Raw genomic sequence first — 25708 nt, forward strand, 5'->3', positions numbered from 1 at the left:
CCTCCGGCCGTTCTCGCACCGGACCGGCTGGTCAGGGCCGTACGGTCAGAGGCTCGCGTCCAGGGAGAGCTGGTGGACGCCGGGGAGATAGTCGTCCAGTTCTCCCGGGGTGAACCGGGCCATCCCGACGACATGCCAGAACTCGCCCGCCACATCTCCCTCGTACTTGTAGCCGCCCTCCGGCGTCAGGGCCGCCCAGCCGCCCGGTACTCCTATGAGCGTGGCGCGGAGCGTCGGCGTCCCGCTCCCGGTGTCCGCGTCCTCGCCCGCCGGGAGGCTCCAGAGCCTGACCGTGCCGTCCTCGCCGCCGCTGGCGAGCCGGGTGCCGTCCGGGCTGAAGGCGAGCGAGAAGATACGTCCGGTGTGACCCGTCAGCCGGGCTGTCAGGAGGCCGGTGTCCGCGTCCCAGAGGCAGATCGCGCGGTCGTCGCCGGCGGTCGCGAGAAGCGGACGGCTCGGGTGGGCCGCGGCGGTCCACAGCCGGCCGCGGTGTCCGCCGAGCACGTGGCGGGGCTCTCCGTCACGCCAGATGACGGCCGTGCCGTCCCAGGACGCGCTGCCGGTCCAGTCGCTGTCGGAGCCGAAGGTGACGGCGTACACCCGGTCGGTGTGTCCGACGCGTTCACTGACGAGGTGGCCGTCGTACGGGTTCCACAGGCGGACGCCGCCGTCGTCGCAGCCGGTCGCGAGCAGTTCGCCGTCGGCGCGGAAGGCGATGGAGCGCACGCGCCCCCGGTGACCGGTCAGGGTGGTCACATGGGCGCCCGTACTGCGCCACCACAGCCGGACGGTGTCGTCGTCGTTGGCCGTGGCGAGGAGTTCGCCGTCCACACTGAAGACCTCGGCCCACGTGTGGTCGGTCTCCACGTCGATCTCCCGCAGGTACTCGCCGGTCGTCGCGTTCCACAGATAGACGTCGCCGTCGTTGCTGGCCGTGCCGAGGACGGATCCCGCCGGGCTGAAGACGGCGGAGATCAACCGGTCGCCGCGGCCGGTGAGTTCGGCCGTGCGCCGGCCCGTACGCGCGTCCCACAGCCGGACGATCCCGTCGTTGCCGCAGGTGGCGAGGCGGCTGCCGTCGGCGTTGAAGGCGACGGTGTTGACCCGGCGGCCGTGGCCGCGCAGGATCCGCTTGCCCAGGCCGGCGGCCGCGTCCCAGATCCGCGCGCCGCCGTCGTTGCCGACGGTGACGAGCTGGCTGTCCAGCGGGCGGAAGCAGCAGGCCCAGGCAGAGCCGCGGTGCTCGTCGGGCTGCCGGTCCAGCAGGGTGACCGCGTGGTGGCTCCCGGCGGGCGCCACCCGCCACAGCCGGACCGTGCCGTCGCTGTCGCAGGCGGCGAGCAGCCGGCCTCCGTCGCCGAACATCACCTGGTAGACCGCGCCGGTGCAGCGCTCCAGCACTCCGGCCGGCGCGCCGACGACCGGGTCCCACAGCCGCACCTGGCCGCTGGTGTCACCGCTGACCAGCAGATTGCCGTCGGGGTGGAAGTCGAGGGTGTACACGCGTCCGGTGTGGCCGGTGAATTCGTGCAGCAGCCGCGCGTCCTGAGGACTCCAGACGCGGACCGTGCCGTTGCCCTCCGGACCGTGGTCACCGGTGACCAGCAGCGTGCCGTCGGGGCTGAACCGGGCGCGGTAGACGGCCCCTTCGTGGCCGTCGAGCGTGCCGGTGCACTGGCCCGTACGGGTGTCCCAGATCCGCAGGTCAGCCGCCGCGTCGCCGGTGACCAGGAGACGGCCGTCCGGGCTGAACACGGCCGCGTAGACGGGGGCGGTGTGACCGGGCAGCCGTTGCAGCGGTTCGCCCGTGGCCACGTCCCAGAGGGTCACCAGACCGTCGGAGTCGCCTGTGGCGACGAGGCTGCCCGTCCCGTCCAGGACGACCGGCCAGACCCCGCCGGGGTGCACGTCGAGACGGCGCAGGCAGCGGCCGGAGACGAGGTCCCACAGCCGTACGGTGCCGTCGGCCCCGCCCGTCGCGAGCACATTCGGGCGGAACTTGACCGCGTAGACACGCCCTTCGTGCCCGTGCAGCGTACGCAGCGCCTGTCCGCTGTCGGCGGCGCAGACCAGCACCCCGCCGTCCTCACTGCCGACCGCGAGCAGTTCGCCCTCCGGGCTGTACGAGACGGGCTCGGGCAGCCGGCTGGTCCGCATGTCGAAGCCGTACGGGACTCCGACGGCCGCCGGCCGGAAACCGGCCTCCACCGGCATGCCGGGCGCGAGGGCGGCGGTGGCCAGCTCCGGCGCCGAGCGCACCCGCGGATCGACGACCGGGTCGATGAGCGCGGCGCGGTGCCACCTGCTTCCGGTGACGCGGGCGCCGCGCAGATCGGCTCTGGTGAGCCTGGCCCTGCGCAGGTCCGCCCCGGTCAGGTCGGCGCCCTTCAGGTCGGCGTGGTCGAGGCGCGCGCCGGCCAGCTTGGCGTCCCTGAGGACGGCTCCCGACAGGTTGACGCCGATCAGTCGGGCGTCCGTGAGGTCGGCGCCGGTGAGGTCCACCCCGGAGAAGTCGCGTCCGGAAAGGTCCTCACCGGCCAGCCGGGCTCCGCGCAGGTCCGCGTCCGCGGGCACCCGCAGCCGGTCGAGGATCCGTACGGCGTTGGCGCGGGCGGCCTCGGTCGTGGCGGGGCCCGGACTGCCGAGGACGCGGCGGACCCACGCGGTGCACAGCTCGCGGTCGGCGAGGTCGCAGAAGAATTCGACCGCGAGTGGAGTGAGCGGACGCAGGGACAGCAAGCTGTCGTCCGCACGGGTCAGTTGGGCCGCCGACTCGCGCGCGATCAGCCATTCGACGACCGAGCCGTGGATGAACTGGAAGATCCCGTCGTCACTGCGCACCAGCAGCGTGCCCGCCCCGACCGCCTGCGCCTTCTCCTGGGTGGAGAGGGTGCTGCCCGCCAGTTCGCTCAGGGCGCCGGCCACCGTGTCGGTCAGCTCGTCGAGCCGCAGCCCGCTCTGGCCGCTCTCCCACAGCCGTCGCGCGAGAGCGGCCACCGCCGTCCAGAGGTGGTCGAGGCTCAGCCCCGGCGCGGCGCCGGGACCTCCCTGGCCACGGCGTTCCTCGTGGGTGAGCCAGGCGGTGAACACGTCCTCGTAGAGCCGGGCGGGGCTCAGGGCGCGGCCGGCTCCCGCGACGGCGCGCAGCTGGTCGTGGTCGAGGTCGGCGACGAAGCTGAGCAGCCGGGGGTTGCCGCAGAGCGCGAGCAGGTCGGGGATGTTCCGCAGCAACCGGAAGCGCCGGTCGGCCACTTCTTCGTCGGCGAAGCGGTTGACGAGGTAGGCGCGGATCTGGTCGGGGACGAACCCTTCCACGGAGAGCACCCGGCGCTGGGGCAGCAGACCGACGCGCTCGCCGAGCGCGGTGAGGACCTGGTCCTGGGACTTGAAGTGCTGGGTGCGGCTGCTCACCACGATCTTGGCGTGGTCGACGGCCGCGTTCAACAGCACTTGGAGGTGGTCGGCGGCGCGGTCGTAGCTGACCCGGTTGACCAGTTCGTCGAAGCCGTCGAAGAGCAGGACGACACGGCCCTGTCCGAGCATGTAGCGCAGCGCGCGCAGGTCGATGACGTCGACGCCGTGGCCCGCGAGGTGCGCGGCGACCAGCCCTTCGAGGCTGTGCGCACGGTCGAGGGTGTTGAGCGGGATGAGCAGCGGGGTGAGGTGCGGGAGCCGTTCGGGGATGCGGCGGGCCAGTTCGCGCAGCGCGAAGGTCTTGCCGTGTCCGAAGTCGCCGAGCAGCAGCACGAAACGGCCCTGGTCGGTCTCCAGGAGCCGGAGCATCGCCTCGACGAGATTCGCGCGTTCCCCGCCGTCCGGCCGTTCCGCGTCGCGGTATCGCTGGGAGAGGTAGAGGCCGGGCGCGTACCGGTCGTCGGCGCCGAGCCGCACGTTCTGCGCCTCGACGTATCCCCGCAGGTCCAGCAGCCCCTGGAATTGGAGGAAGCTGCGGACCCGGACGCCCCGGCGGCCGGCGCGCTCCCGCAGGGCGCTGTCCGGCGACGGGCCTCCGTAGACCAGTTCGGCCTCGCCGCCGACGTCTCCGGCGTGGGCCTGGGCGAGGAAGCGGTCGAGTTCGGCGTCCGTGGGAGTGCCGGGATGTACGGCGATCCGCTGCTGCCGTACGACTCCTTCCTCCCGCCAGGTTGCCATGATCTGGACCATGTCTCCGGGAGCGGTGCGCTGTACGTCGCGCAGCCGTACGCCTTCCTGGCGCGCCCGGCAGACTTCCTTGACGCGTTCGGCGAGGGAGTCGGCGGGGCCGGTCACGGGGCGGTTGTCCGCGGGCTCCGCGGTGGGCAGGGGCTCGGCGGATTCGCCGGGCGCGGAGAAGATCCGGTGGGCGCCCCGCCAGGCGACGGGGAACACCGAAGGCCGCGCGGCGCCCTCGCCCCGCCAGCGGGTGACGCCGTCGGCGCTGATCCGCAGCAGTTCGCACCGGGCCGGCGCCGCTGAGCCGAACAGCGGTAATTCTCCGGTCGAACAAGGCAGTTGGGCGTACGCGGGCGCCGCGGTCGTGGTGCGGGGGCCGCCGCTCGGGCCGTGCAGTACGAAGTGCAGCCGGGGTGCGACGAGCCGGGTGAAGGTGTCGGCGTCCCGCAGCGGTCCCGGCCCGCCGGGCGCGTCGCCGGGACGGCCGCGTCCGGTGAGCGGATGGCGGAGCGCGCCGATGCGCAGCCAGCCCTCGTCCTCGTACATGCGCAGCGCCTCCGCGAACCAGGCGGCCTGGTCGCGCCCCAGGTATCCGTACTGGTCCTCGGGGCGGTGGCTGCACGCCATGGACGAGTTGAACCCGGCCACCACGGTGTGCAGTTCGGGCACGGGGAAGAGCGTCCAGGGCTGGTCGCTCTCGAAGACCGTGTCGAGCCCCTGGTAGAGGCCGCGGAACAGCCGTGTGTAATGGCGCCACTTGGGCCAGTACGGCGGCTGGGGCGGGACCTCGTCGGCCTCGCACGTGTGGAAGTAGCCCAGGCAGGCCGCCTGGTTGACGTCCTGGTTGCCCGGAACGACGACGACCCGCTGCGGCGGGAGGTCGAGTTGGGAACGCAGGCCGGTGAGGAAGGAGAGCGCCTGGTCGCAGGCGCGGGGGCTGCCGGAGGCCGTGAGGTCACCGGTGACGACGAGCAGGTCGGGGGCCGGGGCTCCGGCGTCTTTCAGTTCGATGAGGTCACTGCGGATCTCCCGGCGCAGCGCGTCGGGTTCGCGGCCACGGCCGAAGTCGGGCCCCGCGAGGTGGAGCACGGTCATGTCGCCCTGCGGGCGCGCGCCTCCCGATGCCCGCGGGTATCGCGGCGCCGTGGAGGGCCGGCGGCGGCCCGGCCATCCGGTACGGCCGAGCCGGCGCTGCTGTTCGTCCGGAAACCCGTGCGGGGACGGGGATTCGCCGTGGACCGGCAGGGGCGCGCCGCCGGGGTAGCCGGGGCGGCGGCCGGGGCGGGCGTGGCCGTCGACGGCCTGCCCCACGCGGGTGAGCAGCAGGTCGCGCGCCGCGTCGGCGTCCGTGACTCCGACGAGGTCGACGTAGGTGATGGTGGCGAGCAGACCTTCGAGGGGGGTGTCCTCGACGCGCACCGTGAGCAGCTTGCGCTCCGGCTCCTCGGGCTCGGCGCGCAGCGCGGCCTGCCATTCCATCCGGCCGTACGTGGAGCGCCCGTAGTGCTGGGAGAGGACGGCGACGACGGCGGTGGACTCGCTGACACCGCGGTCCATGAAGTCGATGAAGTTGGTGCCCGCGACGAAGTCCCAGGCCTGGATCACCGTGCGGTAGCCGGCTTCTTCCAGGGTCCAGGCGATCCAGGAGGCCCATTGCTCGTCGGCCGGGGAGTAGCTGATGAAGAAATTCAAGTCGTCCGCACGGCCGCCGAGTTCCCCGTCTGTCCTCATGGCTCCATCGTAGGAGCGTTGTCCCTGACGGACACGGCAAACGGGCCCCTCACACCCCGCTGCCTCCCCGAGGCCGTGTGCGACCCTGTCAGGCGTGCGAATCCTCAAACGCCTGCATCCGCTGGACTGGCTGGCCGCCGGGCTGCTCCTGTGCGGGCTCGTCTTCCTGGCCACGGGCCTGCTGCCGACCCGTCCCGCCGGGGACGCGATGACGCGTATCGCGCCGCTGCTCGCCTTCCTCGCCACGGTGATCGTCATGGCCGAACTCACCGGGAAGGCCGAGGTGTTCGACGCGGTGGCCTCCTGGATCTCCCGTACGGCCAAGGGGAGCTACGCGCGTCTGTTCCTGCTGTGCGTGGCCTTCGCCTCCCTCACCTCCATCGCGCTGAATCTCGACACCACGGCGGTGCTGCTGACTCCGGTCATGCTGGCGCTGGCCACCCGGGTGGGGATCGCCGCCGTGCCGCTGGCCATGACGACCGTCTGGCTGGCCAACACGGCGAGTCTGCTGCTTCCCGTGTCCAACCTGACGAATCTGCTGGCCGCGAACCGGGTCGGCCTCTCCCCCAGCGGGATGGCCGCCACCATGTGGGCGCCCCAGCTGGCGGCCATTCTGGCGACGATGGCCTGTCTGTGGGGGTTCTACTGGCGCCGGGGCCGCCGGGGCGCCGACGTCTACGTCCCGCCGCCGCCGCTGAAGCCCGCCGACCCGGTGCTGTTCCGCATCTGCGCTCTCGCCTGCGCGGGCTTCCTGCTGGCGATCCTGGTCGCCGACGTACCTCTGTGGACGGCGTCGCTGACCACGATGCTGGTCGTCGTGGCGGCCTTCGCCCTGCGGGGCCGGTCCGCGGAGCTGCGGCTGTCGCTCGTCCCCTGGCGGCTGCTGGTGCTGGTGCCCGGCATGTTCCTGGTCGTGGAGACGGTGAACGCCCACGGCCTGCACGAGCTGCTCACGTCGGCGATGGGGCGGGACGGCGGCGCCGTCGGCATGCTCCGCTCGGCGGGGGTCGGTGCCGGGCTCTCCAACGTACTCAACAACCTGCCCGTGTACCTGGCCGGTGAGGCGGCCGTTCCCGCCGGGAACCGGGACCAGTTGCTGGCGCTGCTCATCGGCACCAACGCGGGCCCGCTGGTGACGCCCTGGGCCTCGCTGGCGACCCTGCTGTGGTTCGAACGCTGCCGGGGGCACGGTACGCGGATCCCGCTCGGACGCTTCATGCTCACCGGTCTGGTCCTGGCGGTGACGGCGACGCTGGGGGCCACGGGGGCCCTGATCCTTCTTCCGTAGGCCGGGCCGGGTCGGCGCGGAGAGGCGTGCGGTGGGCCGTGTCGCATGCGCCCGCGGGGGTTACGCCGTCCCCACGACGTCCAGCAGATACCCGAGGGTCTCGGCGCGCGCCGCGACGAAGCTGCGCCCCGTGTCCGGTCCGCCGAAGCTCACCCGGAAGGGGCCGCCGTCCAGCGTCCGGAACTCCACACCCGTCTCGGAGGCCAGCAGCGCGCCGGGCGGGAAGTCGATGCCTTCCGCGCGGTACCCGACGAAGCCGTCGATGGTGCCCCGCGCCAGCATCGTCCATCCCAGCAGCGGCGCCCACAGCTGAAGCACGCGCCGCGAACGCCTCTCCAGTGAGCGCCGCAGCTCCGCCGCGACCTCGTCGTCCCGGCTCACCGCGTGACCCTGTGTCCAGGCCACGACGGGACCGGCCTGCGGCACGGGCCCCGCGGGGCCGTGGAGCCTGCCCGACGCGCAGTACGCGCCCTGGCCGAGCGCGGCACGCCAGGTGGAGCCGGTGACGGGCTCGTGCACCACCCCGACCACGGGCGCGCCGTCGACACACAGCCCGATCCCCACCGCGTAGGCGGTCAGCCCGATCGCGACGTTGTTGCTGCCGTCCAGCGGGTCCACCAGCCACGTACGGTGACCCGCCGCGTCGAGGAGTCCGGCTTCCTCGGACAGGATCCGTTCGTGCGGGAAATGCGTCTGGAGCCGGGCGAGGATCAGCTTCTCCGCGGCCAGGTCGAGGTCCGTGACGACATCGCCGTCCCCGCCCTTCGTCCGCACCGCGTACGCGCCCTGGAAACGGGCCCGCAGCATCGCTCCCGCCTCCTCGGCCGCCTCGACGGCCACCTGCTGCTCACGGGCGTACGGCCGCGCGCCCGGGTCAGCCGCGCTGCTCGTCATGAACCCTCCTGAGGGCGGTACGGACGGTCCGTTCGGTGTGCTCCGCATCGCACAGCCTGCGCACCGTGCGGTGGCCGCCGCCGTGCAGCGGTCCGAGGGAGAGGTCGGTGCGGCCCGGCAGCGATCTGCCCAGGACCAGCGTCGCGGCGGGCTCGCCGCGGGCGACCACGGTGGCGTGGAACTCCCCGGCCCTGACCGAGTAGGTGTCGCCGCTGGAACTCGTGTGCACGGGCCCGGGTTCGGTACGCACCAGGCGGGAGGTGGGCCGCAGTTCGTCCACACCGGACTGTTCGCTGTGGACCTCGTAGACCCGGTGGGTCGGTTCCGGCGCCCGATCCCGCACGCACACAGGAAGGTTGATCACCTGTCCGTACAGGACCAGGCTGCGCAGTTCCCAACTGTGGGCGTGCATCGGGGCCGCGGTGGGTTCGGCGGGGACGCCGCTCTCGAAGAGGTGGACGCAGACGCCGCGTGTGCCGTCGCGTACCAGTGGCAGGCAGAGGAAGCCGAGCGGATGCCGCACGGCGCGTAACTCCCTTGTGCCGGAGGCGATGTCCGCCAGTGCCCCGGCGGCGCTGTCGCGGGCGGCGTCCGGTGTCGCGCCGGGCCGGAGCAGCCGGTCGAGCGAGTCGTAGTCCATGGGCCGCGCCCGGGGCGTCTCACCTCCGGTAGGGATCCTGAGCGTGCAGTGCCTTTTCTATAATCTCCCCGACATCTCCGTCGGTGAAGACCGCCGGGAGCGGAAGTTCCACGTCTCCGAAGACCGCGCGTACCTCGTCGACGGTGGGCTCGTCGCTCAGCGGCGTGATGTCGCGCAGATCGAGCCTGACCGCCTGCTCCCTGCTCTGGTGCAGTTCGGTGACGTAATAGTCGTAGAGCGGCTGGTCCCGAGAGACCAGGAGGTTGACGCGGCTGGGGTCGTCCTGGGTGATGATCAGGCATGTCTCGGACAGGTCGAAGCGGAGGGTCGGCACCGCGGAGGAGAGGTGCACACTGATCTCCAGGGTGTCCAGCCGCTGGCGGAACCAGCACGCGGCCAGCACGGTGGCGTACGCCTCCTTGCGGGTCCTGTCGGTGGTCCAGGCCTCGGCGGCGGCCGGGTTGCGCTGCGGAGCGAACGTCTGACGGAACCGCGCGTAGGCCGAACAGGCTTTTTCGTCACCGGGGTTGATGATGTCGACCTTGACGCTGAGCTGTGCGCGCTGCCGGGTGGCGGCCTCCACGCACCGGGGAAGTGTCACGGCGCGCAGGTAGGTTCCCGTACCGCCTTTGAAGAACCAGCGGTTCGTCTGCTGCCGCGCCCGCTCCAGCGCCTCGCCGACCTGGTCGCCCGAGAGGGAGCGGACCATGGCGAGATCCTCCAGGGCTCTGCGGGTCTCGGCGGATGCCTCGCGAAAGTCGGACTTGCGCCGGATCCGCTCGGTCATCGAGCCGACCGCCAGAGTGCCCAGCACCAGCAGCGTCGCGCCGGAGGAGACGTCGTCGCTGATGACATCGCCGAAGACGTCCAGGAAGCCGATGGTCAGCCCCAGCCCGACGGCGATGACCACGTCCAGGTTCTTGAGCACCCACGCGACGCCGTTCTCCAGGCGTCCTACCCGCTGCGCCATGTCTTCGCCTTCCCCCGTGAGACCTGAATGGTAGGGGGAGGCTCTGCCGCCCGCCAGGACGATCCCGGACACGGCGGACGCGGGCGCGCGGGTCCGGGGGCGCGCCGGTACTTCCGCGGACGCGGGCGCGCCGGCCCGTCGCCTCGGCGCACGCACGCGCCCCGGCCCCAGGAGGCGGATCTCCTGGGGCCGGGGCGGTGGGGTGGTGCGATCGGGGTCGGCGGACCGGTCAGTAGGGACCGTTCACGTTGTCGATCGAGCCGTACCTGTGGGCCGCGTAGTTGCAGGCGGCGGTGATGTTGGCGACCGGGTCGTAGCTGTCCATGGACGTACCGGGCACGTGGTAGGCCTGGAAGGTCGGGTCGATGACCTGGAGCAGACCCTTGGACGGCGTTCCGGCCACGGCGTTGGAGTCCCAGTTGTTGATGGCCATCGGGTTGCCCGAGGACTCGCGCATGACGTTGCGGTGGATCCCGTCGTAGGTGCCGGGGATGCCGTGCTCGGCCATGATGTCCAGCGACTCCTGGATCCAGCCGTCGAGGTTGTTCGCGTACGTCTTCGCGGTCGCCTGGATGGCGGGGGTGCTCGTACCGGCGGACGCGCTCGCGGGGGTGACCTGGACAGCCTCCGACGCGGCGGCAGGCTTGGCGGCGGACTTGGCCGCGGCCGGCACCTCGGCCTTCTCGCCGATGGTCAGCTTGAGGCCGGGGTGAATGAGCGACGGGTTGTCGCCGACGGCCTGCCGGTTGTCCTGGTAGAGCTGCTTCCAGCCGCCGCCCAGGGAATGGGCGCCCGCGATCCTGGAAAGGGAGTCACCCGCGACCACGGAGTAGGTGGTCGCAGAGGTCTCCGGCTGCGTCGCGGAGGTCTCCGGCTGAGTGGCTGCGGCGACACTCTGTACCGAAGGCGCCGCGTTGGCGGTCGTCGAGACCACCAGCGGAAGGGCGAGCGCGGCACCACCCGTGCCGACGGCGACGAGACGCCGGGCGATACGGCTGGTTCTGGAACGACGGTGCTTACCCTTTGTGGGCATGAAGAATTCCTCTCCGTCGCCTGCGAGGTGAGCTGTCGGGTTCGGGCTGGAGATGCCCGGCCGCAAGGAATGCGGCTTCACCCCGAGCCGATCCGGGTCTCGGATCGGCGACTTACCTGGGTCCCCCGCTCCTGCCGTACGTGAGTAGGTTCGGTTTCCGGATGACGGCAGGATTCGGCGCTTCATCCGGATTGACGAGAACGTAAGCGAAAGCGTCCGGAGAAAACAAGTTCCGAATTCTGATCTTTACGCCGTCCCTGAATGCTTCGGAGAAAGATCCGCTTACTCAACTTTCCCTCTCCGCCGGGGAAGTGGACGGACGCGACGAGAACCAGGGACACACCGTCGACGTGACGCACACCACGGCCGCAAGGGAACCATCCACGTCACAAGGCGCAATAAAGCCCAATAAATGACATGAAAGCCACGCGCAGGAACTTCGGGCGCAAGACACCCAAAACGCCCATAAGGGGTAGTGGGGTGGCAGTGGTCACCGGCACCTCACAACCGCCGGATACGGCAGTCAACCCAGCGCGGCAACGGTCCTGGCCATCCCCGGGGCTTTACGCCTCCGAGCAGCCCGAGGCCGACGGGCAGGGAGCATCGGCCGCCCTTCGGAGGCCATCACGTCGCGCTTTCGCACAGCGCGCTCGCACCGGTACTGCGAGGTCGGGCCGCGTGACGCATTCACTCGCACTCGGAAAGCTGACTCCAAAGGCTCGCCGCAAAACGAACACCATAAACAGAGCCACCGCAGGGAGCAGCGGAGCCGCGTCGCCCCGGTCACCGCCTTGGTGACCGCGCGCGCCTGGCGCGACCGCCGAGATCCGCCCAACCGGCCGGTGCGCGTCACCAGTTTCGCGGAATTCGAAGTCACTTCGGCGGTTCATCCCGCGATACGCCGTCAGTTATGCGGGGTATCAATTCCGCGGCATTGGCGGCGCCGTCGCGCAGAGCGTCCGGACAGCCGGAGCGGGAGCCGCCGAAGAACCTGTGTCACGCTCAACTCGACCGAACAGCACGGCGAGTGCCCCCATACCCGAGGTCCACGCCAAGGAGCCGGGCCGCTGGAGGATCCGGCCCGGCTGACGGACGCCGCCGGCCGACCGCTCCTACGCTCCCCTGGCGGGATCCGGGCCCATTTCGCGCCCGCCGGCCCGGGTAGACAGAGAGGGAACCGTGGCAGATCCACGTCGGAGGTTCACGCCGCCGGCCGCCCCTGCCGCGCGGAAGGGCAACAAGCCGAAGACTGCCGTCAGGGAGGCCGACGACACCAAGGACACGAAGAGGAAACCCGACACGCAAGCCGGGGCGGGCAGACGTCCGGCCCACACGACACACCATCGCGCTTACCCGTACACCCGCACACCGCATCCCGCGAAGGAGCACCCACGATGGCAACACCACTGTCCGCCTCCACACTGCTCACGGCCCTCCGCGACGAGGGCCTGCAGGTCGTCGAACACGGGAGCTGGCGCACGCACAACCGCAACTCCCAGGGAGCCTGGGGGCCGATGAACGGAGTGATGATCCATCACACCGTGACGTCAGGCACCGACAGCTCCGTGACCATGTGCTACGACGGCTACGACGGTTTACCGGGCCCGCTGTGCCACGGCGTGATCGCCAAGGACGGCACAATCCATCTGGTCGGCTGGGGCCGCGCCAATCACGCCGGCCTTGGCGACGGCGACGTCCTGCGCGCGGTGATCAGCGAAACCGCGCTGCCCGCCGTCGCCAAGGCCGACACCGACGGAAATTCCCGCTTCTATGGCTTCGAGTGCGTCAACCTCGGCGACGGCGAGGACCCGTGGCCGGCAGCCCAGTTGGAGGCGATCGAAAAGGCGGCCGCCGCGCTCTGCCGGGCGCATGGCTGGAGCAGCCGCTCCGTGATCGGCCACAAGGAGTGGCAGCCGGGCAAGATCGACCCGCGCGGGTTCACCATGGACGCGATGCGCGACCGGATCAGCGAGCGCCTGGCCGGCGAACCGGACGGTCCCCGGAACCCGCCGCAGCAGCCCCCGGCCACGTACGAACCGTTCCCCGGAGCGGCGTTCTTCACGGTGGGACGACACAGCGCCGTCGTGACGGCGATGGGCGAGCGGCTGGTGGCCGAAGGCTGCGGAAAGTACGCGGTGGGCCCCGGCCCTGACTGGTCGGAGGCCGACCGTACCTCGTACGCCGCCTGGCAGAAGAAGCTCGGCTACTCAGGGACGGACGCCGACGGCATCCCGGGCCGGGCCAGTTGGGACAGGCTCAAGGTGCCGGCCGTCTGACAGGGCGCTTCCCCACGAAACGCGGTGAAACGGAAGGGACTGGAGGCCCGATTTCGTTGATCGGCCTCGCACCGCGACAATCACCAAGGCGGCCCTCCCTCCGTCCTGCGGTACAACCAGCCTTGCCGCCTTCCGACTTGCCTGACGAGGAAGGTCGCGCGGCTGCGCGTTCAGGGCGCCCGGAGCGGACGCCGCGATGAGTGTGGAGCTGATCTCCCTCAGGGAGGGACGTAGAAGGAAGGAGCCGCCATGACCGCGCATGCGCATGGTGAGGTCGAGAAGTTCTTGCTGGGAGACACGTTCTCCTGCCTGGCAGGCCGTTCTGCCTGGCGCCAGGGCGGGATCATGCACCGCCATTACGACAGGCTGGGCGAAGCCGGGTCCGCCCGGCTCATGGCTCAAGACCTTGAGGCGTACGTACGGTCGGCGGACTGGGGCGCCCGGTCCTTCACCAGTTTCATCGCGACCTTCGCGGAACCGCGCGGTGTGGACGAGCTGGAGTTCGAGCGACTGCTCTGGCAGCAGCTGCAGTTGCTGCACGAGTACGACGCGGAGTCCCACCGCTGGGCCGAGGGATACTCCTCGGACGCCCGGTCCGGTGAGTTCGCCTTCAGCGTCGCCGGGCACCCGTTCTTCGTGATCGGCCTGCACGAGACACACGTCCGGCTCGGCAGGCGCCCTCCCTTCCCCATGCTCGCCTTCAACTCCCACGAACAGTTCGGCCACATCAAGGGCGCCGGGATGTGGGACCGGCTGGCGGAGAAGATACGCAAACAGGACATCAAGCTGCAGGGCAACATCAACCCCAACCTGCACGAGTACGAGCAACTGTCGGAAGCCCGCCGCTACTCGGGCCGCCCGAAGCCGGCGGAATGGCAGTGCCCCTTCGCCGCCCGCGAGACCGAGCGCGAACTGAGCACGTCCGCCAACTGAGCCACCCGAGGGTGTTGGGCCGTGTTTCAGAAGTCCCGTCCGCCCGTGGCGCCTTCGGAGATGACAACGCCACTTCTGAAACACGACCCGGACACCTCCTCAGGGTGTCAACCAAGGGTTGACGCCAGTTCAACCGTCAACCTACGGTTGCCTCATGACGAAGCCGACGCAGGTAAGCAATCCCGTCCGTCTTGACGACCTCATCCACGCGATCAAGCAGGTGGACGGCGACGCCCTCGATCAGCTCCAGAGCGCTGTCGCCGCCGCCGGCCACCTCGGTGAGGTGGCCGACCACCTCATCGGCCACTTCGTGGACCAGGCCCGCCGCTCAGGCGCCTCATGGACCGAGATCGGGACGTCCATGGGCGTCACGCGGCAGGCCGTCCAGAAGCGGTTCGTGACGAAGGACGAGCCGGCCCCCGACGCGAACCAGGACTTCAGCAGGTTCACTCCGCGAGCCAAGAACGTCGTCGTCACGTCCCAGAACAAGGCCCACGAAGGTGGTCACACACAGATCGGCACAGGCCATCTCGTGCTCGGACTGCTCGACGCCCCGGAAGGGCTGGCCGCCCAAGTGATCATCGCGCAGGGCGTGCAGCTGGAGACGGTCAGGGAGGCAGTGACCGATGCGCTGTCCGAGCCCTCCGGCGAGCCCGTACCCGACCTCGTCCCCTTCGACGCCCGGGCGAAGAAGGCCCTCGAACTTGCCTTCCGCGAGGCGCTGCGACTGGGCCACAACTACGTAGGAACGGAGCACCTGTTGCTGGCACTGCTGGAACAGGAAAACGGCGAGGGCGTGCTCAGCGGACTCGGACTCGACAAGACGAGCACGGACGAGCACCTGTCGGCCGCCCTGCGGGCGATCCGGGCGAAGCTCGAGGGGTGACAGGACGCACCGCCGGACCCATTGTCCGCCTCCCTCCGCGAAGTGTCACCGCCGCTGACGAGCGGACGCGACCTCGCCGGGCGGGCGACCGGGTGAGCCGCTGAGATGTCCGCACGGCGAGCGAGACGGCCGGTGCCGCCGGGGTCAGCTCGACTTCGGCGGCTTCCGCGCGTCGAAGGCGAAGAGGGTGTTCTTGTCCGCGGCCACGATCACCGCTCGCCCAGCGACGGTCACGCGCGGACTCGCGCCCTGCTCGCCCGTCAGACCGTCGGCCTGCGGGTCCGTTGCCCACAGGGGTTTGCCGTCGTTCGGCGACAGCGCGACCACCCGGCCGGTGGCCGAGCTGAAATACAGCGCGTCGGCTCCCGTCGCGGGACCCGACGCGCCCTCCACGCCCGTCTGCCGCGACCACTTCTTCCGGCCGGTCGCGGGGTCGAGCGCCGTGATGAGACCGGTCTGCCCACTCACGTAGACGACGCCGTCCGCCATCCCGGGCGTCCCCGCGTACGTCTCCGGCAGCCGCGAGTACGTGACCTTCCGCGATGCCGGGTCGAGCCGCGCCACCCCGTCGTAGCCGGCCAGTGCCGGTCCCTCCATGTGCACCCGCAGGAATACGAGCCTGCCGTCGGCGACGCCCATGGGCACGGCGGGCCCCTCGACCGCGATGGGCCCGCCCAGCACCCCCGAGGCGCGGTCGAGCGGGTGCAGGGCGGGATGGCGCACCTCCAGGGCATCCACCTCCACCGCCGTCGCGCACATCGCGTAGAGCTGTGCGCCCACCGGAACGGGGGCGCACAGCGTGCCCGCCGGGAACGGCGTCGTCCAGGCCACCTTTCCGCTGTGCGCGTCCCGGGCCTCGAAGCGGGAGTTGGAGGCGTCGACCGTCACGACGGCGGAGCCGGTCACCACGGCGTCCTGGGACCTACCCGTGACCGCCTGCGACTGCGCGCCTGACGGCACGGACCACAACTCCCGGCCGCTGTCCGCGTCGATGGCCACCACCTCGTCGGCGGGGCCCTGCGGGGCGTCCTCGGCGGCGAAACGGTAACCGAGCACCGTGTCGTCGGTCGCTCCCACCAGGTGCATGCCCTGGACGGGCACCCCCGGGCTCTTCTCCGTCCACACCCGCGAGCCGTCCGAGGCCCTGATTCGGGTCGCGACGACTCCGCCGCCCCCGCAGAACAGCGCGTCGCCGTGCGCGACGCAACGCAGTTCGTCGGGGATGTCCTCGCGGCCGCCCGGCACAGTCCGGTGCCACGGTGTGAAGCCGGCCGGAAGCACTCCACCCGGCGCCGCGACGCTGTCGCCCTTGTCGGCGCCGCTGTCGCCCCCGAAGCTGCCGGCCGTCAGCGCGGCGACTCCCCCGCCGATCGCCGCCACCGCGACCGCGACCGCGAGCACGGGCCGCCACCGGCGGCGCGGACGGCGGCCGACGGGGCTGTCGCTGCTCCCAGTGTCGGTGCTCCCCGTGCCGGGACCGGCCAGGGCGGAGGCCGGAGCGATCGGCGCCGGAGTGCCCCGCATCGCGAGGTCATGCTCGGTGATCATGTCGCGGGTGCGGCCCGCGCCGACCCCACTCGCGTCGGTTCCGCCGAGGTCGGCCGGCAGGTCCCGGAGCCGTACGAGGAGTTCGTCCGCCGAGGGGCGCCCCTCGGGCTCCTTGTCCAGGCACGACTCGACGACCGTACGCAAAGCCGCCGGGACGGCGCTCAGCGACGGCTCCTCGTGCACCACTTGATAGGCCGTCATGTACGGGCTGTCGGCGTCGAAGGGCCCGTGGCCGGTCGACGCGTACACCAGCAGTGTCCCCAGCGAGAAGACATCGGACCGCGGCCCCACGCCACGCGGCGCCTGCAACTGCTCCGGCGACATGAAGGGCGGCGTACCGATGACCCGCCCCGTCATCGTCAGCGTCTGCTGGTCCGCGGCGCGCGAAATGCCGAAGTCGATGACGCGCGGGCCCTCGGGCGAGAGCACGACGTTCGAGGGCTTCAGGTCACGGTGGACGACGCCCACCCGGTGGATGTCGCGCAGCGCCTCCGCCAGCCCGATGGCGAGTCTCCTCAGCTCCGCTCCGTTCAGCGGGCCGTTCGCCGCGATGCGCTGGGCGAGCGTGTCGCCCTCGATGTAGGTCGTCGCCATCCACGGCTGCTCGGCCTCGGGGGCGGCGTCGACCACGGCAGCGGTGAACGCGCCGCTCACCCGCCTTGCCGCCGCCACCTCCTGACGGAACCGGATACGGAATTCGTCGTCCCCCGCGAAGTGCTGGTGGATCAGTTTGACCGCGACAGGTCGCCCCGCGCTGGTACGGGCCAGGAAGACCGTGCCCATGCCTCCTGAACCGAGCCTCGCCTCAAGCGGATAACCGCCGATCTCGGTCGGATCACCTCCGCGCAGCGACACTCTTCCCGCCTCTCGTCCCCCGCGCATCTCTGCCGCCACGGGTCTGCGTACCTGTGCTGCACACAAACTAGCCGCAGGGCGGTACGGCAGAGAAAAAACGGGTGACGAACCGGCAGCCCGGCACTGCCGTGGCCGGGACACGTCGTGCGGTCCCTCTCTGTCAGCCTTGGGCGAGACATCCCGCTCTGTCGGGTTAGCCTGAGAGGGCGCAACAGGAGAATCACCCTCTTATAACCAGCACCGAACCGGCACGGTCCGGCCCGGCTTCGCGGCCGAAGTGCCGCACTTTCACCCCGGAGTACAAGCTGCGGATCGTCGCGGAGTACGACATGGCGCCCCGAACGCTTCGGCCGCTGTCCCAGACCACCCGAGATACCCCAGACAACCTGGATCAACGACCCGGCCACAGTCCCCACACCACCAACCTCATAGCCTCACGACCGTCTCGAGGACTTGAAATCTTCCGTCTTGCGTCGCCAGATTTCGGATAACGAGGAAGGCATTCACCGCAAGGTACTTCGCGCCTCCTGGTGTGCCATCTATATCGGGGGGCTGCGGTCACCGTCGCGCCTCAGGGGTGGCTTGTCAGGGGCTGGCGGTTTGATGTCGGGGATCCGCTCGGTCTGCCTTGTCCCCTCATTCGCTGCCCACCACCGCGTCCCCGTCGAACCTCAGCGACGTGATCCGCTGCTCGCCGACCCACTCCCGGAGGGTGTCCAGTGCCGCGGGCTCAAGTTTCGTGGTGAAGAGGATGGCCAGATGCTCTCTGGCTCGTGAGCATGCCACGTAAAAGAGGTTGCGCGCCCTGATGAACCCCTCCAGATCCTTGCCCATCAGTTCGTCGCGCCGGGAGAAGTTGGCCAGCATCTCGGGGATCTGGAAGCGGGAGTGTCCCTTACTAACCACGGCGAGGACCCGGTCGAACTCCAGCCCCTTGACTCCGTGTTGTGTGGCGAAAGGCGTACCGCCGCCGAGGTGCTCGTTCAACGCGAGCAACTCCGCGTACGGCACCTGGCGCAGTTGTTGGTACTCCTTCGACGGAGCCGCCGCCCGGGCTTCGGCCTTGCCGTCACTCACAGCCTGCGGGTCAGAGTCGGATGGTGATACAGCCTTCCGATGGCGCTCGCGCACCTTCCCCAGGCCGTCGAAGAGCTGTTGCTCAAGACAGAGATCGAGGACATCGCCGACCGTGCCAGTCTCCCGGGCCTGCCCTAGTTTCGTCAGGAACGCCATCCATTCCTGCTTGTCGGCCGACGAGTTGACGGGTGGACGGCCACGGGGGTCGAGTGCGTCGAACATCGCGCCGTAGCGCTTGTTCCGGTGGTGAAGCAGTGCCGGTTCCAGCGTGTCCATGAAGAAGGCCATTGCATGGTCCTCCTTCCTCACGTAGGAATTGCTGCGCCGAAAGGCCCCGTGGAGCTTCTGGTATCCCAGTTCGCCGGCGATCGTCTCGTGCGTGAGCATGAGGATCTTGGTGCTGGGCTCCTCCGCCATCACCTGGGCATCGCGACCGGATGCCCTGGTGCTCCAGAACCGGTCGCGGACGTCGTCCAGTACCCATTTCCGAGCCGCGTGGGCCGCGTCCCAGCCGAGCTGCCCCTTCTGGTGGTGAGTGAGCCTTGTCCCGGCCCATTCGTTGGTGTGATAGACGGCGACAGTGCCCTCGCCAGCTCCTGACGCCGTGGTCTGCGTCAGTTCGGGACGCATCGTGTTCAGGAGGTTCACGACGGCGCGTTGTGAGCGTCGATTGCGCACTCTGAAGACCGGTGTCGGGCGGACGTCCTGGAGCGCCCCGCAAGCGTTGTCGTAAATCTGCTGCCAGTGGTCCCCGAAAAAGCCGCAGAGGGGGCCACGCTCGGTGGCCTCATCGCCCGGCGTGCCCAGCATGGCCTCCGCCAGACCGGCGGGAGTGTCCTGGTACTCGTCCACGAAGATGATCGGGAACCGGTCGGCAGCCAGGGCCCGGAACTTGGGAAGGCCGAAGAGCACCCTCGCGAGGACGGGCAGATCGTTGTGCCCCAGGTGCACGCGACGGGTATCGTGGTCCACTTTCTGGAAGCCGGTGCTGTACTCGACGGTGTAGCCGTCCAGCGAGGTGTGGCCCTCCATCTTCGACAGCATGATGTCCAGCTCGACGATGTGGCGCAACAGGTGCTTACGGAAAGGGGAGAGCAGCTGCCACAGGAAGCCATGGATGGTTTCAGCGAACACGTGCGGGCTGCGGTCGGTACGACTGATGATCTCGTCGCGGGCCACATTGGTGTAGGTGATGCAGGCGACGCGCTGATGGCGCCGCGGGAGGTAGCGGACGCGATCGGCCAGGATGCTCTGAAGCGCCTCGATCAGTGAGCTGGTCTTGCCCGCACCGGCGCCGGCCTCCACCTTGAAGTGACGGCCTCCCTGGAGAGCCGTCAGGATCGTGCGCGTGACGTCTTCCGCATCGGTCGTCACTGGACGTCCGCCTTCGTAGCCGTCCCGTCCTGTGCCATGAGCCACTCGAGGCCACGTCTGATGTACCTCGGAACCTGCCAGTCGTGGCCCCCGAGGACGTGGTCGAGGGCGAAGTCGACCTTGCTGCCCCCGGTCTCCACGCTGCTACGGGCCTGTTGCTCCAGTTCCGCGGCCGGAGCGTCACCCATGGGGATACCGAACAGGGCCCGGTTTGCCAGCGCGAACGCGTCTTCGAAAGTGCGGCCGCACGGACCGCCTGGCTCCTCCGGCACCTGGTAGGCGAGGCACATGCTGCCGCCGATGATCGGCAGATCCGTCTCGGCCCGCTGCAGCAGCCCGGCCACCGTGGTGTCCGCCATCTCGGGGGACCACGCCCTGATGGACTGGTTGGATGTGCGCCCGGACTCGGACACCAGGCATTTGCGGCTCTTGGGCACCTTGCCGTCTACGGGATCGAGGTCCGTGATGATCAAGGCCGGGATCCCGAGAAACCTCAGCAGCGGATAGAACTTGTGGGCATACGCCCCGCCGACCTCCATAAAGGTCACGTACTGGTGCTGGGATGTCTCTCCGGGCCTCCTCGCCGCCAGCTTCTCCTCCGCAGCTGGAACGAAGACACGCTCGCTGGCGCCTTCGACGAGGATGGCCTTATCCGCGAAGTAGAGGTCGGCCCGGGTGAGAGTCAGGTACTTGCGGAGGAACCTCTCGTCGCCAGCTACCTGGGAAAGGTCCTTAATAACGGTGCGGGCTGGCCCCGGCTTGTCTCCGCTCTCCACGGTGTTCTCCTCCTTCCGGAAGTATCGGATGTCGGAGAAGTGACCCCGGTTGGCCACGTGTGCCGAGTGGGTGGTCACCACGAACTGAGCGTTCCACCGAGGGCTGCTGTGGCCTGCGGTGCTGCTTTCCTCGACCGCTCCCGCCTGCCCGGGCATGTTCGCTCTCATCTGCGCATCGATTCGAGGGAACAGACAGACAGAGTCCGTGAGTCGCTGAATGAACGCCTCCTGCATCTGAGGATGCAGATGGGCCTCTGGTTCTTCCAGGAAAACGAGATGGATACCCGACTCCGGAGAGATCGCCGTGTGGTCGCGGTAGCAGGCGAAGAGCCTGAGCAGAATCATCACCAGGTTCCGCGTACCGAGGCCGCTGTACGACTCCGGGAACCGCACTCCGGCCACCCCCGGGTAGTGAATACGTGCGAAGTTCCTGAGCAGCCTCTTGGAGTCCAGCCGGGCAGCCGTGACGAACTCCTGGTTGCCCAGACCTGGATAGCCGAAGGCCTTCAACGTCGGCGCCACCTGTTCGCGGACCTTCTGGAGGCTGCTGTCGAGACTGCCGGAGGTGGTCACGAGCGTCTTATCGATGCTCGCGGCGAGCTCCTCCAGCCACGTCGCATTGTGACTCTTCTCTGCGGCGGCCAGCAGTTGTTCGAAGACTGCTCCGATCGGCGCGACATGCCCCTCGCCCTCGTCGTCCAGCCCTCGCTGCGCCTCGACGAAGTCCACCCTCACCAGGGTGCGCACGTCCGCGAGGTCAACCGTTCGGACGTTCCCCTCGTCGGTCGGGTCGACCGCCACCACCGACATCTCGAAGTGCTTCGGAATGCCTCTGCCCAGCAACTCAAGCGTGGCCGCGGCATCCGGTCCCACCGGCACACCGTCGAAGAACTCCTTCAAGGCACCGTCCCTCAACGCATAGACAAACCTGATCACCACCTCGGAACAGTCGGGATCAAGGTCCACCACGAAGGGAGCCAGGGGTCCGTACTGGCCGCAATCCTTGTCATAGGAGATACGGAGAGTGAGGGTGACTGCTGGAACTGTGTCACGCGCTTGCTCCGCCTCACCCGAGGCGAAGAGGCGATGAGCGGCAAGGAACTCCTCGTAGCAGTCAGCGGAGAAGTCCTCAATGCGCAGCGCGGCCTTCTTCCTCGCCACGAAGAATTCGAACAGCTTCGCCAGCGAGGTCTTTCCCGTGTTGTTGCGGCCGACACACAGCGTCACCTTTTCGGTGAAGGAGAGTTCGGTTCTACGGAGCAACCGGAAGTTGCAGATGACTGCCTTGGTGAGTCGGGGCGGGCGTGGTTCGGCGGAGCCGTGTCGCGGGCCCGGAATGGCATGCGGCTCACTGGGCTGGGTCATCGCGGCTCCTTGCTGCGCTCGTACACACCCCGAGCATCGGGGAAAAGCGCGCATCAACGGAGCCACAAGCCCCATGAGATGCCGTCACCCCCTCAGGATCTGAAGCCGCATCTTTTCACGATAATTCCTTCAATGCACAACGGTCAGATTTGATTTAAATTCGGTCATTTATCGATCTAAATTCACTCTCAAATATTTGACATACGGCGCCCATACGGCCACCACCTCACAGGCCGACGGACCGGGTGAGGGATGACCATGTACGAGTCGCACGGCGTGACCGGTACTCAGCTGCGGCCTTGCGGCAGAAGCGGTGAAGGGGCCCTGTACCAGGCCCAATGGCAACCCATGTTTAGTTGCGTCGGATCCTTGAGGCCTGGTTCGGCACTGCGACCTTTTCGTCATCGAAGAGGCTGCGGGGAAGGAGCGAGAGGACGGACGCCGTGCAGGGACGTCGTCATACGCCGACGCCACGGCGGCACCCACCAGCAGGTCCGTCGCCAAACGGGACCCCCGCGCTCCGCCGGCCACCGGCACTTACCCTGACTCACCTGGAAGGCCAGGAGCAGCCACTGACGTTTTCTCAACGGTGGTTACTTCCAGATTCCGTTGAGGACAAGGGCGGAGCGGGCGATGTCCCTGATCCGGTTGGGGCTAAGCGTGATGTGCTTGAGTGGGCCCCTCTCATCGCGCAGCCAGGGGCAACTCCGGACACTTGATGGGGTCCGTGGCGCCTGAGACCTCCCAGCCGTCGGCCCAGCCGATGATGTGCGCGCCCACGGACGCAGCGGCGGTAAGCGCGTTCTCCCCTGGCGCTCGGGGGATGATGTAGCCAGCTTCACGCGCGACAACCGCCGCACTCCGAGCAGGCATTTGCTGCATCCGTCATAGGGACGCTCGATCATGTGTGGGGCTGGACCGTGCAAGATGCTCTCCGTTCGCGCACGCATGGTACGGAGAATCGGCGGCACGCCCCAGCTGAACGATCTTGGTCAGCCCAGGAAGCTCAGCCGCACCTGGCGGTTCGGGTTGTCCGTGTTCGTGTCCACGAGGCAGACCGACTGCCACGTGCCCAGTTCCAGCCGGCCCCCGATGACCGGCAGGGTGGCGTGCGGGGGCACCAGGGCCGGGAGGACGTGGTCCCTGCCGTGGCCCTTGCTGCCGTGGGCGTGCTGCCAGCGGTTGTCGGCGGGCAGCAGCGTGTGGAGCGCGGCGAGGAGATCGTCGTCGCTGCCCGCGCCTGTCTCGATCACGGCGATCCCGGCGGTCGCGTGGGGCACGAAGACGTTCAGCAGGCCGTCGCGGCCCGCCGCGCTCTCCCGGAGGAAATCCTCGCAGGCGCGTGTCAGGTCGGTCACGGCCTCCTCGGCGCCGGTGCTGATGTTGAGGATCCTGGTAGTGAATGCGTCAGCCATACGATCATTCTCGCGCCCGGCGCGCGAGGTCGCTCGTCCGCGTGCCGAGACGCCATTGACCGGATCCGGACCGCGCTGATCGCGCTGGGGGCCGCCTTGCGCCTCCGTCTCGACGTGTACGCGGCCTCCGTGGTGTGGACGAACAACTCGCCTAAACCGGAGGCACGTTGGGACTCGGCCGGGGGGCCGGTGCGGCACGTCGGACTGCCGGGAGCGCAGCCCGGCGCGATGACCGGGCTGCGGCACTCGCTCGCCGCCGCCCGCGCTCGGCCGGAGCAGGCCGCGCGCGGGCTGCTCGCCGGCGATGGAGAGCGGCCCGGTCCCGGCGGAGCCACGTCAGGGGAAGGCGACGCACCGCTGCTCTTCGCCGGAGGCCGCTGACCCGGCCGGGCCGCTTCGCCGACCTGGCCGGGCTCCGCCGCTGACCGGCCGGGCTCCATGGAGGCGAGCGGGAAGATCCGCGCACCCGTCCCTGTTGGTAGAAACGTGAACGACTTCGGGGTACAGGACGTGGACGTGGTGGTCATAGGCGCCGGGCAGGCAGGTCTGTCCAGCGCCTACCACCTGCGGCGCTCGGGGTTCGAACCCGATAGCGATTTCGTGGTGCTCGACCACGCGCCGCGGCCCGGCGGTGCCTGGCAGTTCCGCTGGCCGTCGCTGACGTACGGCAAGGTCCACGGCATGCACGCGCTGCCCGGCATGGAGCTGGTCGGCACGGACGCCGACGCGGCACGGCCCTCGTCCGAGGTGATCGGCGCGTACTTCACGGCGTACGAGGAACGCTTCGGCCTGCGCGTCCGCCGACCGGTGGATGTCCGTACGGTCCGCGAGGGCGTGGGCGGGCGGCTGCTGGTCGAGACGTCGGAGGGGACCTGGTCGGCGCGGGCCCTGATCAACGCTACGGGCACCTGGGACCGCCCCTTCTGGCCCCGCTACCCGGGCCAGGAGACCTTCCGCGGGCGGCAGTTGCACACCGTGGACTATCCGGGGCCCGAGGAGTTCGCCGGGCTGCGGGTGATCGTGGTCGGCGGCGGCGCGTCCGGCACCCAGCACCTGATGGAGATCGCGGAGGTGGCGGCGGACACGGCATGGGTCACGCGAAGGCCGCCCGTCTACCACGAGGGACCGTTCAGCGAGGAGGACGGGCGGGCGTCCGTCGCGCTCGTGGAGGAACGCGTACGCAAGGGGCTGCCGCCGCAGAGCGTGGTCTCGGTGACCGGGCTGCCGGTGACCGAGGCGATCGCGCGGGCACGTGCCTCGGGGGTGCTCGACCGGCTGCCGATGTTCGACCGGATCACTCCCGAGGGCGCGGTCTGGGACGACGGCCGGACGGTGCGGGCCGACGTCATTCTCTGGGCCACCGGCTTCCGTCCCGCCGTCGAGCACCTGGCGCCGCTGCGGCTGCGGGAGCCCGGCGGCGGAATCCGGATCGAGGGGACGCACGCGGCACGGGACGAACGCGTCCACCTGGTGGGGTACGGGCCTTCGGCCTCGACCATCGGCGCCAACCGGGCCGGGCGCGCGGCGGTACGGGACATCAGGCGGCTGCTGGAACGCGAGCCCGCGGCGGCCTGACGGGCCGGACCGGCCCGAGGCCGGTGCACACGGTCAGCGGCGCGCTCGGCCCCGGCCGCTCCCGCCTCTTCGCTTCTCGTTGAACTCCCGCACGTTCCTCTGCTGTTCGGCGTACGTGGTCGCGAAACGGGTGTCGCCGGGTGCCACCGTGACGAAGTAGAGCCAGCCGCCGGACGGCGCTTCCGTCACCGCGTTCATCGCCTCGTCCCCCGGGTTCCCGATCGGCGTGGGCGGCAGCCCCTTGTGCAGGTAGGTGTTGAACGGACTGTCGGTCTTCAGGTCCTCCGGTGCGGTGTCCAGCGTGGAACGGTTCAGCGCGTAGTTGAGCGTCGAGTCCATCTGGAGCGCCATCTTCCGGGAGAGCCGGTTGAGGATGACCCTGGCCACCTTGCCCATGTCGGCCTTCGTATCCGCCTCCGCCTGCGCGATGCTGGCGATGGTCACCGCCTCGTAGACGGTGACACCGTTACGCCGGGCGGCGGCGCCGATGCGGCCGGTCCCGAAGCGCTGGTTCGCGGTGTCGACCATGTATCTGAGCAGCCCGCCCGGGGTCGTGCGCGCGACCACCGGATAGGTGGCGGGGAACAGATAGCCCTCGGGGTTGCCCCGCGCGTCCTCCGGCAGCGCGAGCCCGGCTCCCGCGACCGCCTTGCGCGTGGTACCCGGCGCGACGGACAGCGCGTTGTCGACCGATGCGTACACCTGCGAGGCGCGCCGGCCCTCGGGGACTACGAGAGGCGTGGACTGCTCCATGGTGCCGCGACCGCGCATCAGCAGGACGGGTACGAGCACCGCGGCCGCCACCACGAGCACGGCGGCCACCACCAGGACCACGCGGCCACGCCGGGTCAGACGGGGGCTGCGACCGGGTCTCGCCCGCCCCGGCTCGTTCGTCATGCGGGCACGTCGTTCGTCATGCG

The 25708-nt window shown here is 69.8% G+C and carries 15 protein-coding genes, 1 pseudogene and 1 riboswitch; of the genes and pseudogenes, 6 read left to right on the plus strand and 10 right to left on the minus strand.

What is annotated here, in order from left to right; all coding sequences use genetic code 11:
- Positions 1–45 precede the first annotated feature (45 nt).
- Positions 46–5883, minus strand: coding sequence for a TIR domain-containing protein (locus tag ACIP6N_RS24780; RefSeq protein ID WP_401818911.1), 5838 nt, complete (start codon positions 5881–5883; stop codon positions 46–48).
- Positions 5884–5977: 94 nt separating this feature from the next.
- Here ACIP6N_RS24780 and ACIP6N_RS24785 point away from each other — a divergent pair, with 94 nt between their 5' ends.
- Positions 5978–7171, plus strand: coding sequence for an SLC13 family permease (locus tag ACIP6N_RS24785; protein ID WP_401818914.1), 1194 nt, complete (start codon positions 5978–5980; stop codon positions 7169–7171).
- Positions 7172–7231: 60 nt separating this feature from the next.
- On the opposite strand, the gene ACIP6N_RS24790 is transcribed toward ACIP6N_RS24785, so the two are convergent.
- From ACIP6N_RS24790 to ACIP6N_RS24805, 4 genes are all read right to left on the minus strand, one after another.
- Positions 7232–8065: an inositol monophosphatase family protein gene (locus ACIP6N_RS24790; RefSeq protein ID WP_401818916.1), complete on the minus strand. Its 834-nt coding sequence runs from the start codon at positions 8063–8065 to the stop codon at positions 7232–7234.
- Positions 8046–8705 (minus strand): hypothetical protein, encoded by a 660-nt coding sequence (locus ACIP6N_RS24795; protein WP_401818918.1) that lies wholly within the window; start codon positions 8703–8705, stop codon positions 8046–8048. Before ACIP6N_RS24795 ends, ACIP6N_RS24790 begins: the two co-directional genes overlap by 20 nt.
- A 19-nt stretch (positions 8706–8724) precedes the next feature.
- Positions 8725–9675: a hypothetical protein gene (locus ACIP6N_RS24800; RefSeq protein ID WP_401818920.1), complete on the minus strand. Its 951-nt coding sequence runs from the start codon at positions 9673–9675 to the stop codon at positions 8725–8727.
- A 229-nt stretch (positions 9676–9904) separates the two neighbouring features.
- Positions 9905–10708: a transglycosylase SLT domain-containing protein gene (locus ACIP6N_RS24805; protein WP_401818922.1), complete on the minus strand. Its 804-nt coding sequence runs from the start codon at positions 10706–10708 to the stop codon at positions 9905–9907.
- 4 nt (positions 10709–10712) lie between these two features.
- Positions 10713–10898: riboswitch (cyclic di-AMP (ydaO/yuaA leader) on the minus strand.
- Between the two features lie 1204 nt (positions 10899–12102).
- On the opposite strand from ACIP6N_RS24805, the gene ACIP6N_RS24810 reads away from it, so the two are divergent.
- From ACIP6N_RS24810 to ACIP6N_RS24820, 3 genes are all read left to right on the plus strand, one after another.
- Positions 12103–12984 (plus strand): peptidoglycan-binding protein, encoded by an 882-nt coding sequence (locus tag ACIP6N_RS24810; RefSeq protein ID WP_401818925.1) that lies wholly within the window; start codon positions 12103–12105, stop codon positions 12982–12984.
- Positions 12985–13233: 249 nt separating this feature from the next.
- A complete protein-coding gene (gntA, locus tag ACIP6N_RS24815; protein WP_401818926.1) occupies positions 13234–13917 on the plus strand; it encodes a guanitoxin biosynthesis heme-dependent pre-guanitoxin N-hydroxylase GntA in 684 nt (227 codons plus the stop codon).
- Between the two features lie 154 nt (positions 13918–14071).
- Positions 14072–14803 (plus strand): Clp protease N-terminal domain-containing protein, encoded by a 732-nt coding sequence (locus ACIP6N_RS24820; protein ID WP_401818928.1) that lies wholly within the window; start codon positions 14072–14074, stop codon positions 14801–14803.
- Between the two features lie 144 nt (positions 14804–14947).
- On the opposite strand, the gene ACIP6N_RS24825 is transcribed toward ACIP6N_RS24820, so the two are convergent.
- The 4 genes from ACIP6N_RS24825 to ACIP6N_RS24840 form a co-directional block, all read right to left on the minus strand.
- Positions 14948–17206 (minus strand): serine/threonine-protein kinase, encoded by a 2259-nt coding sequence (locus tag ACIP6N_RS24825; protein WP_401818929.1) that lies wholly within the window; start codon positions 17204–17206, stop codon positions 14948–14950.
- Between the two features lie 636 nt (positions 17207–17842).
- Positions 17843–19657 (minus strand): UvrD-helicase domain-containing protein, encoded by a 1815-nt coding sequence (locus ACIP6N_RS24830; RefSeq protein WP_401818931.1) that lies wholly within the window; start codon positions 19655–19657, stop codon positions 17843–17845.
- Complete coding sequence (locus tag ACIP6N_RS24835; RefSeq protein WP_401818933.1) at positions 19654–21798, minus strand: ATP-dependent nuclease; 2145 nt, start codon at positions 21796–21798, stop codon at positions 19654–19656. Before ACIP6N_RS24835 ends, ACIP6N_RS24830 begins: the two co-directional genes overlap by 4 nt.
- Positions 21799–22790: 992 nt before the next feature.
- Positions 22791–23213 (minus strand): secondary thiamine-phosphate synthase enzyme YjbQ, encoded by a 423-nt coding sequence (locus ACIP6N_RS24840; RefSeq protein ID WP_401818935.1) that lies wholly within the window; start codon positions 23211–23213, stop codon positions 22791–22793.
- Positions 23214–23279: 66 nt separating this feature from the next.
- Between ACIP6N_RS24840 and ACIP6N_RS24845 the strand changes: the two are divergent.
- A pseudogene (locus ACIP6N_RS24845) lies at positions 23280–23474 on the plus strand (ABC transporter permease); the annotation flags it as partial.
- A gap of 225 nt (positions 23475–23699) precedes the next feature.
- Positions 23700–24788: an NAD(P)-binding domain-containing protein gene (locus tag ACIP6N_RS24850; protein ID WP_401818937.1), complete on the plus strand. Its 1089-nt coding sequence runs from the start codon at positions 23700–23702 to the stop codon at positions 24786–24788.
- Between the two features lie 33 nt (positions 24789–24821).
- Here ACIP6N_RS24850 and mltG read toward each other — a convergent pair whose 3' ends face one another.
- Positions 24822–25685, minus strand: coding sequence for an endolytic transglycosylase MltG (gene mltG / locus ACIP6N_RS24855; RefSeq protein ID WP_401818939.1), 864 nt, complete (start codon positions 25683–25685; stop codon positions 24822–24824).
- Positions 25686–25708: the final 23 nt, after the last annotated feature.

The organism is Streptomyces sp. NPDC088725, assembly GCF_044751305.1.
GTDB lineage: Bacteria > Actinomycetota > Actinomycetes > Streptomycetales > Streptomycetaceae > Streptomyces.